The organism is Acinetobacter sp. GWC1_38_13 (genome assembly GCF_001767535.1).
GTDB classification, from domain to species: Bacteria; Pseudomonadota; Gammaproteobacteria; order Pseudomonadales; family Moraxellaceae; genus Acinetobacter; species Acinetobacter junii.
The window spans coordinates 1-8,223 of record NZ_MELG01000102.1; the positions used below are offsets into that span (position 1 = coordinate 1).

Below are 8,223 nucleotides of genomic sequence, written 5' to 3' on the forward strand. Positions count from 1 at the left end.
CACCTAAAGTACGGTGCATTAACCAGCCGATGTAGATGGCAAGTTGCTGAGCTTCAGGTCCAGGCAACAACATACAATAGTTGAGTGCATGTAAAAATCGTTTTTCAGAGATCCAACGCTTTTGTTCAACTAGCTCCTGATGCATCACTGCAATTTGACCTGCGGGTCCACCAAAACTAATAAATCCAAGTTTTAGCCAAAATAAAAAGGCTTGCCAAAAAGGAACGTGGTCAGGTGTGGTTGTTGCATCAGATTGTTGCATAATCATTCTCAATTAGAGTGTTTATTTTTTGAATATCGCGAGTTTATGGCACATCATATGAAGCTGATGATTCTAGATGAATCCAATTTATTTCTTTATATATTTTATTGATTTGATAATTCAAATTGATGACTTTTCTTAAATTTATTTCACGTCTAAAGATCAAAGAATCTAGCTTATATATCTTTAAATTGCATAAACAACTCATTTTTTATTATTTTTAATCATAAAGTGTGACGCATACCATAAGCCTATATTATTGAAAGATCATCTAATTATGGGCATCAAGAACACCAAGCCATTGATTGTAACAGCGATCGTCCTTGTGGCGATTGTTGCTTTTATTGTCTATCAAAATCAAAAAGATGCTTCACCTGTTCAGTCTAAAAACAACAAGGCAGTAGTGATTGCTTATCAAACAGGTGTTGATCCGACCAAGGTTGCACAGGCAAATGGAGAATATGAACGTGATACTAATCAAGCAATTCAATGGCGTAAATTTGATGCTGGTTCAGATGTAGTTAATGCCTTGGCTTCAGGGGATGTGGTGATCGGCAACATTGGTTCTAGTCCTCTAGCTGCTGCTGCAAGTCGTGATTTACCGATTGAAGTCTTTCTGGTGACAGCAAAATTAGGTGGTTCAGAGGCATTGGTGGTGAGCAACAAATCAGGCATTAACAACCCGCAAGATTTGATTGGTAAAACCATTGCTGTGCCATTCGTTTCAACCACGCATTACAGCTTATTGTCAGCACTCAAGCATTGGAATATTGCGGATAACCAAGTCAAGATTATTAACTTACGTCCACCAGAAATCACAGCAGCTTGGGAGCGTGGTGATATTGATGCAACCTATGTTTGGGAACCTGCCTTAAGCAAAGTTAAAGCGACTGGTCATGTCTTAACAGACTCGAAACAAGTCGGCGAGTGGGGCGCACCAACCTATGATTTATGGGTGGTTCGTAAAGATTTCGCTGAAAAAAATCCTGAGTTCTTAAAAGCCTTCGTGAGAACCAGCTTAAAGCAGATTGAAAGCTATAACCAAAATCCTAAAGCATTTGAGCAAAATGTAGACAACATCCAGAAAATTGCCCAACTGACAGGTTCTGATGCCAAAGATATTCCATTGCTTCTTTCAGGAAATATATACCTTGGTCGTCAGCAGCAACAAGCCACTTTATCAGGTGAATTTGCAGAGAACATTTTCGATACAGCCACTTTCTTAAGAAGCCAAGGCAAGGTGGATCAAGTAAAACCTAACTATCAAGCCAATGTCACCACTCAATTCTTACAACCATAGGAGATCGAAATGAGCGTATTAGCTGCTGAGCATCTTCATTTAACTTTTCCAAACCAGACCGTACCTGTATTGCAAGATATTAATCTCAAAATTGAAGAGGGCACTTTGACGGTAATTTTGGGTGAGTCGGGTTGTGGAAAAACCACATTACTGAATATTTTAGCTGGTTTTCAAAAACCAAGTTCAGGACAGATCAAACTTAATGCTGAAGTATTAACGACACCTGATGCTCGCCGTGCAGTGGTGTTCCAAGATCATGCGCTATTACCTTGGTTAAATGTCTCTGAAAATATCGGTTTTGCTTTACAACTAAAAGGTTTAAAAGAACAACATATTCATCAGCAAGTAGAATCCATCCTGAAGATAGTAGGTTTGAGCCATGTTGCACAAGCCAATATTTGGGAACTGTCAGGTGGTATGAAACAGCGCGTTGGTATTGCACGTGCCCTGATCAGCCATGCAGCCTTTATTTTATTAGATGAACCTTTTGCTGCGCTTGATGCATTCACCCGTGAAACCATGCAGCAGTTGGTGTTAGATTTATGGATTCAACAAAATAAATCTTTTTTCCTCATCACCCATGACATTGAAGAAGCGTTATTACTCAGCAATCAACTGGTATTGATGACAGCTCGTCCAGGCAAGATTGTTGAAACTTTAAAACTAGATTTTGCAGAGCGCTATAAGCAAGGCGAATCGATTCGAACAATTAAATCCGATCCAAAATTTATTCAATTACGTGAGCAATTGTTTGAGCGTTTGCGTGTACAGAAACAAGCAGGGTATGAGGTGACTGTATGACGGGACAAATAAAAAATACAGCCTATGGGCTAAGTGATACGGCAGAGTTAGCACAAATTGAGCCAAAACAATCAGCTTCAAGAGGAAATGCTGTAGGTGATTTTCTCGCTCGTCATCGTAGTTTGGTGCTGAGTTTATCGAGTGTTATCAGTGTGCTGGTGATCTGGTATTTGATCACTGCTTTAAAAATTGTTCCAAGTTTGTTTTTGCCAAGCCCACAAGCAGTATGGCAGAAGTTTCTTGAAGTCAGTCAACAAGGCTTTATGAAAGCGACTTTATGGCAACATTTAGCCGCCAGTATTTCTCGTGTCTTATTGGCTTTAGTTGCTGCAATTGCGATTGGTGTGCCTTTAGGTTTATGGATGGGCTTGAACAAATGGGTGCGTGCGGTACTTGATCCTTTGGTTGAGCTGTTACGTCCGATACCACCTCTAGCCTATTTGCCATTATTGGTGATTTGGTTTGGGATTGGTGAAACCACTAAAGTGCTTTTGATTTTCTTTTCAATCCTTGCACCAGTCATTATCAGTAGCACTCATGGCGTAATCAGTCATCAGCTCAATCGTGAGCGTGCAGCCTTATCTTTAGGCGCAAGCCAATCGCAAGTGTTTTGGCATGTGATTCTGCCGACGGCCTTACCGCATATCTTAACGGGTATTCGTATTGGTTTAGGTGTGGGCTGGTCGACTCTAGTGGCTTCGGAATTAGTTGCAGCCGATCGTGGTATTGGTTTTATGGTGCAGTCAGCAGCTCAATTCTTGATTACCGATACTGTGGTTCTCGGCATTATTGTTATTGCGATCGTTGCAGTGAGTTTTGAGTTGTTTTTGCGTTGGTTACAGAAGCAACTCTCTCCTTGGTATGGTCAACAGTTATAAGTGTGAGTAGTAGAAGATGACGTTAAATATTGAAGTTATTAAACCAACCATTGGTGCAATTATTCACGATGTTGATTTAAATACGGTTGATGAAAATACCACACAACAAATTCAACAGGCTTTGCTGGATCATCATGTAATTTTCTTTCGCAATCAGCAGCTTGCACCTCAGGCTCAAGCTGAACTTGCCCGTGGCTTTGGTTCTTTACATATTCATCCTATTTTCCCGACAGTAGAAAATGTGCCTGAAATTATTGTTTTAGACAGTTGGAAGCAAGATTTACGTGAAAACGAGCTTTGGCATACTGATGTGACTTTCAGTCAAAATCCGCCATTAGGGTGTGTCTTGCAAGCCATCAAGATTCCACCTGTAGGTGGTGATACATTGTGGTCGAGTGGGGTAGCCGCATTTGCTGCATTGGATCAAAGCTTGCAACAAAAGTTAAATGGTTTAACGGCTACACATGATATTCGTCAGTCTTTTCCGATTGAACGTTTTGCGCATAATGATGTTGAGCGTAAGAAATTGGAAGAAACCTTCAAACGTAATCCACCCGTTGTTCATCCTGTGGTGAGAACCCATCCTGTGACAGGACAGCCGATTTTGTTTGTGAGCGAAGGTTTCACCACACGTATTAATGAGCTAGAAGAATCAGAAAGTGCTGAGTTATTGCAATATCTATTCGCCCACGCGACTCATGAGCAGTTTCATTTACGTTGGCAATGGCAAGAAGGCGATGTGGCGATTTGGGATAACCGTTGTACACAGCATAAGGCTTTATTTGATTATGGTGATGCGCATCGGATTATGCATCGCGCCACAATCAATGGTGATGCACCGTTTTATCAAGCTGCAAGTTAATTAATAAATTTAAGAAATAAAAAAACCTTGTGCAAAATCACAAGGTTTTTTTTCGAAGCTTTGTTTATTACTGTTTGACGATCAACACAGGGATATGTGATTCGGTCAATACAGCACGTGCTACGCTACCGAGTAATAAACGTTTAACGCCAGTACGACCATGAGAACCCATAATAATTAAGTCAGCGCCGACTTCCTCTGCGACAAAGATAATCCCTTCGCTAGCAGGACCATGATGTATTTTGGTGGTTACTTGAATTCCATCACGGGTAAATGACTGAGCGATATCTTGCAACTGTGTTTTAGCATGCGCCTCTGCTTGCATAAAATGCTCTGTAATAGCGGGTGCAACTTGATAAAAATCTACGCCCACATAAGGATCAACTGCAACAACACTCAATACCGTGACCTTTGCCCCAGATAATTTAGCTAAAGACAGCGCATGCTCAACGGCTGCATAAGAAATTGGAGAGTCATCAACTGCAACTAAAATATTTTGATAAGACATATTTGCTCCTTATTGTTTATCGTTGTAAAAAGATAAAGTTATATTATGTTGATAGCATATTGAACGTCGTCTAGCAAATTAGACCATGATCAAAAATGTATGATAAAACTGAAAATATTGCTGCAATACAGTAAATTCCACAGCAAAATAGAGATATAACAAAATATCGGTATTTTTGTAATTTACTTTAAAACTCACATGACTGTTTGCTTCTTTTTATTAATCAAACTTTAACCTAAAGGAATCTCAGTGTTACTCAATTTAGAAGCATTTAAACAGCAGAAGTTTGATCAGGTTGCTGCGAAAATCATGGCTGATCCTGATCAATATCTGGGATTTGATTCTGTTTCGGATTTTTATAAAGCAGAATGGTTGGATGAGTTTCCGCAAGGTACGACGTGGTTTGCGACAGGCTTAGATGATGGGGCAGAGCAATTTTACGCCATCATAGAGTATGGGCGACACTATCTATATATCAGTCGAACTGAAAAGGTCACGGTAAAACTTGGCATGCGACATGACTACAATAAAAATAATTAATCCGAGCAGTCATCTATTTTAGAGTGAACAGCCTTTGCGATTTTTATCTCAATGCTATACTTCCGAGCAGAGATGAAATCCCAAATAAAACGAAACGGAAATTTTAAAATGGCGCATCAATTTACGGTTAATGAAACAATTCACGGTGTTTCAATTGAAGATTTTACACGATTAGTTGCTCAAACCTCATTGCATGAAGCGGTGTGTAAACGTATCCCTGGCGATAACCTCGAAATTATTGAATCAAATGTAAATGGTGACATTTATACTTTGCGTCGTGAATATAATCTTGACGTCAGCATTCCAGATGTTGCTAAAAAATTATTAAAAAATGCATTCCGCTTAAAACGTTCAGATATCACTAATCTTAAAAATCTAACTTCGACAGTAGAACTTAGCGCAAACCTTCCTTTAGAGGCAAAAGCTGAACGTAAAGTTACAGGTAATAGTGAAAAATTAGATATTTCATTGACTTGGAATGTGAAAGTGAAAGTACCTTTGATTGGCGGTATGCTTGAAAAGCACGCTGAAGGCGAAATTCGTAAATTTAGCCAACTTGAAATTGAAATCGTAGAAGATGAATTAAAGAAACAACTTTAATTTAAGCTGAAAATAAAACTCCCCTGAATCGACTGATCTAAAGAAGAAAGGTTTGATGAAGGGGAGTTTTTTTATTGTCTAGAAGCGTAGAAAATAAGGAACTATGGAAAGTATTAGCCCAATCATACTGATCATGGTTGTACTCTCAATAAAATAAGTAAATAGCATAAGCAATAAGCCACAGATCAGAGGCACAGTCATTTTCTGTCTCTTACCATATATAAAATAGCCTAAGCCAATTGAACTAAAAAGAACACCCAGATAAAGTGGTAGTGCATTCATGCCAATTCCATATGTTTTTTTAATAAGAAAATATTATGACAAGATTCTTAAATGAAAATGATAGAAGCCAAATTCATTATCCAATAGTATCAATCTAAGTTCGATTTAAAAATTATAAGGTTCTGTGATGAGTGTAATTTTGCCAGTAGCACAACGCGGTGAAGAGATTTTAAAAGTTAAAGCAGCTTTAGTCTCAGATGCAGAGTTTAATAGTGAATGGTTGTTGCAACTGGCTTCTGCGATGCATGCGACGATGTTGGAGCGTAATGGTGTTGGAATTGCTGCACCACAGGTTTATATCTCCAAGCGTGTGATTATCGTGGCATCTCGTCCCAATCCTCGTTATCCCGATGCGCCTGAGATGGATGCTGTGGTGATGGTTAATCCTGAGATTTTGGAGTTTTCTCAAGCGACTTGTTTGGGGGAAGAGGGATGTTTAAGTGTTCCTGATGAGCGTGGGCAAGTGCAACGAGCACAGATTATCAAAGTGCGTTATCACACTTTACAAGGTGAGGTGATTGAAACAACATTTGATGGTTTTCCTGCACGTATTGTGCAACATGAAGTTGATCATTTAGATGGTGTGTTGTTTGTAGAGCGTTTGAGTGCTTAGAAGTTAAATTAATAATGAAGCCTTACAATAAAAACTTAAAACTTCCATCACGGGATTTACGAAGTAACATGACTGATGCAGAACAATTGCTATGGTCAAGATTGCGCCGTAAACAGATTTTAGGGTTACAGTTCTATCGACAGAAATCTTTATTGACTTAAATTGTTGAATAGCTTCTAACACTAGGCAATAACACTGAGTTTACCGATCAGAAACTTGACTAAGACATAGCACCAATTTTCTGCTAGAACATTAACCAAAAGATGAAGGATTGAAATTTAAAGCGTATTCCAGTGCTGGAGCAGGATAACCCATCGCAGCTGAAAAGAAGAGGGAGGGTAAGTCTCTTTTTCTTGCTGTATGACAAAAATCCTGTCAAAATGCACTAATTAAAGTTATGAAAAGTATCGCAAAAAAGTCGAAGTGGAACGTGAATATTCACAAAAAAGCCATTCCAGTGCGTAGAATTCTAGAAAGACTTAATTAAGATATTGATACTAAATAAAAAACTTAAAATATTTCGAATAAGACGTAATATGTTAATTTTAGAAATATTTAAGTATGTGGAAAATACATAAAGAAGAAAGTTTTGATCTTGGATTTGCTATTGGCTATCTATTTTCAAAAGCAATTAATTTAAATGAGTTTAGACAAAGGATTGAACTGTGTATTAACAATTTACATCAAGAGGAAATACCACTTTACATGTTTGATCTTATAAATTTCGAAGACTCATTAGCGAAGATTCATTTAGTTATTGGATTTGTACCAAGCTCTGGGCTATCAAAAACAGAAGAAATAGCGTTAGAAGGTATTTCTTATTCAAGGGGAATAGATATTTTTGACCCTATTTCTACTTGAGAAAAATCCATGCAATGCCTAAAGAAAAATCCTCATGTATTAGAAAAATTTATGCAAACTTTTTCTTTTATAAATTTAATTTAACATAATGACTGTTTTGTTTTAAAATAAAAAAGGAAAAATTTTGAGTAAAATTAAAAATGTAAGTTTTAGAATTTTAATTGTGGTTTTAAGCCTATCCTTAGTGTCATGCTTGAGAACACCTTATAGTAGACCAAATGCATATTACATTTTTGATGCTGTTGCTAATAGTTCAGAAGGGATAATATTATTTAATAAAAATAAACGTAATCAAGCAATGATTTTTTATAAAAAATCATTGTCAGTTCTATATGAGGCTAATTTATTTTCTAAACTTGATTTTAATATTAGGGGGTGTTCTGAATATATAGAAATAACAAGATGTGTTTGGTCTGCAAACATTGTTTTAAGTAATGTAGAGGCCAGTTATTATGGAAATATATTATTTAATGATTATTGGGAAGTAGAAGATAAAGACGGATTGTTTTATATACGTTCTATGGATTCTGATAAGAGACTACAAAGATTATTAAATTCAAATCAACCCTATATTAAATTTTCTTATTCTGCATTAGATGGAAATACTGAGAACGTTGGTAAATTTGTATCGTAAGCGTCCGCTGAACCCCATGCCTATTTTTTAATTTGAGTTGGATTTCCAGCGATGTGGCAGTAATTCTTCTATTTGGGTCGCT

Annotated in this window: 12 protein-coding genes and 1 pseudogene; 10 read left to right on the forward strand and 3 right to left on the reverse strand. The window is 37.5% G+C overall.

Features of this window, described 5'->3' with window-relative positions; all coding sequences use genetic code 11:
* A partial coding sequence (locus tag A2003_RS10800; RefSeq protein WP_286687341.1) for a chromate transporter occupies positions 1-262 on the reverse strand: 262 nt, incomplete at its 3' end.
* A gap of 259 nt (positions 263-521) precedes the next feature.
* Between A2003_RS10800 and tauA the strand changes: the two genes are divergently transcribed.
* Genes tauA through tauD form a run of 4 tightly spaced genes read left to right on the forward strand, consistent with a single transcriptional unit; the run spans position 522 to position 4,103 of the window.
* Complete coding sequence (tauA, locus tag A2003_RS10805) at positions 522-1,562, forward strand: taurine ABC transporter substrate-binding protein (protein ID WP_286687342.1); 1,041 nt, start codon at positions 522-524, stop codon at positions 1,560-1,562.
* A 9-nt stretch (positions 1,563-1,571) separates the two neighbouring features.
* Positions 1,572-2,363 (forward strand): taurine ABC transporter ATP-binding protein, encoded by a 792-nt coding sequence (locus tag A2003_RS10810; RefSeq protein WP_286687343.1) that lies wholly within the window; start codon positions 1,572-1,574, stop codon positions 2,361-2,363.
* Positions 2,360-3,241 (forward strand): taurine ABC transporter permease TauC, encoded by an 882-nt coding sequence (gene tauC, locus A2003_RS10815; protein ID WP_286687344.1) that lies wholly within the window; start codon positions 2,360-2,362, stop codon positions 3,239-3,241. Before A2003_RS10810 ends, tauC begins: the two co-directional genes overlap by 4 nt.
* 16 nt (positions 3,242-3,257) lie before the next feature.
* A complete protein-coding gene (gene tauD / locus A2003_RS10820; RefSeq protein WP_286687345.1) occupies positions 3,258-4,103 on the forward strand; it encodes a taurine dioxygenase in 846 nt (281 codons plus the stop codon).
* A gap of 67 nt (positions 4,104-4,170) precedes the next feature.
* On the opposite strand, the gene A2003_RS10825 is transcribed toward tauD, so the two are convergent.
* The gene (locus tag A2003_RS10825) at positions 4,171-4,611 is read right to left on the reverse strand and encodes a universal stress protein (RefSeq protein WP_004913714.1); all 441 of its coding nucleotides are present in this window, start codon (positions 4,609-4,611) and stop codon (positions 4,171-4,173) included.
* A gap of 249 nt (positions 4,612-4,860) precedes the next feature.
* Between A2003_RS10825 and A2003_RS10830 the strand changes: the two genes are divergently transcribed.
* Both A2003_RS10830 and A2003_RS10835 read left to right on the forward strand, forming a co-directional pair.
* Entirely contained in the window at positions 4,861-5,151 is a 291-nt protein-coding gene (locus A2003_RS10830) for a hypothetical protein (RefSeq protein WP_286687346.1), read from the forward strand.
* Between the two features lie 108 nt (positions 5,152-5,259).
* Complete coding sequence (locus A2003_RS10835) at positions 5,260-5,751, forward strand: DUF2505 family protein (RefSeq protein WP_286687347.1); 492 nt, start codon at positions 5,260-5,262, stop codon at positions 5,749-5,751.
* 78 nt (positions 5,752-5,829) lie between these two features.
* Here A2003_RS10835 and A2003_RS10840 read toward each other — a convergent pair whose 3' ends face one another.
* Positions 5,830-6,033 carry a hypothetical protein gene (locus tag A2003_RS10840; protein WP_004952870.1) on the reverse strand — a complete coding sequence of 68 codons (204 nt, stop codon included), beginning with the start codon at positions 6,031-6,033 and terminating at the stop codon, positions 5,830-5,832.
* Between the two features lie 127 nt (positions 6,034-6,160).
* Here A2003_RS10840 and def point away from each other — a divergent pair, with 127 nt between their 5' ends.
* The 4 genes and pseudogenes from def to A2003_RS10860 all read left to right on the forward strand — a co-directional run bounded on the left by def (position 6,161) and on the right by A2003_RS10860 (position 8,141).
* Positions 6,161-6,646 (forward strand): peptide deformylase, encoded by a 486-nt coding sequence (gene def, locus A2003_RS10845; RefSeq protein WP_286687348.1) that lies wholly within the window; start codon positions 6,161-6,163, stop codon positions 6,644-6,646.
* A gap of 14 nt (positions 6,647-6,660) precedes the next feature.
* Positions 6,661-6,801, forward strand: a pseudogene (locus A2003_RS10850) (DUF559 domain-containing protein); the annotation flags it as partial.
* Between the two features lie 406 nt (positions 6,802-7,207).
* Positions 7,208-7,507, forward strand: coding sequence for a hypothetical protein (locus A2003_RS10855; RefSeq protein WP_286687349.1), 300 nt, complete (start codon positions 7,208-7,210; stop codon positions 7,505-7,507).
* A gap of 124 nt (positions 7,508-7,631) precedes the next feature.
* Complete coding sequence (locus tag A2003_RS10860; protein ID WP_286687350.1) at positions 7,632-8,141, forward strand: hypothetical protein; 510 nt, start codon at positions 7,632-7,634, stop codon at positions 8,139-8,141.
* Positions 8,142-8,223: the final 82 nt, after the last annotated feature.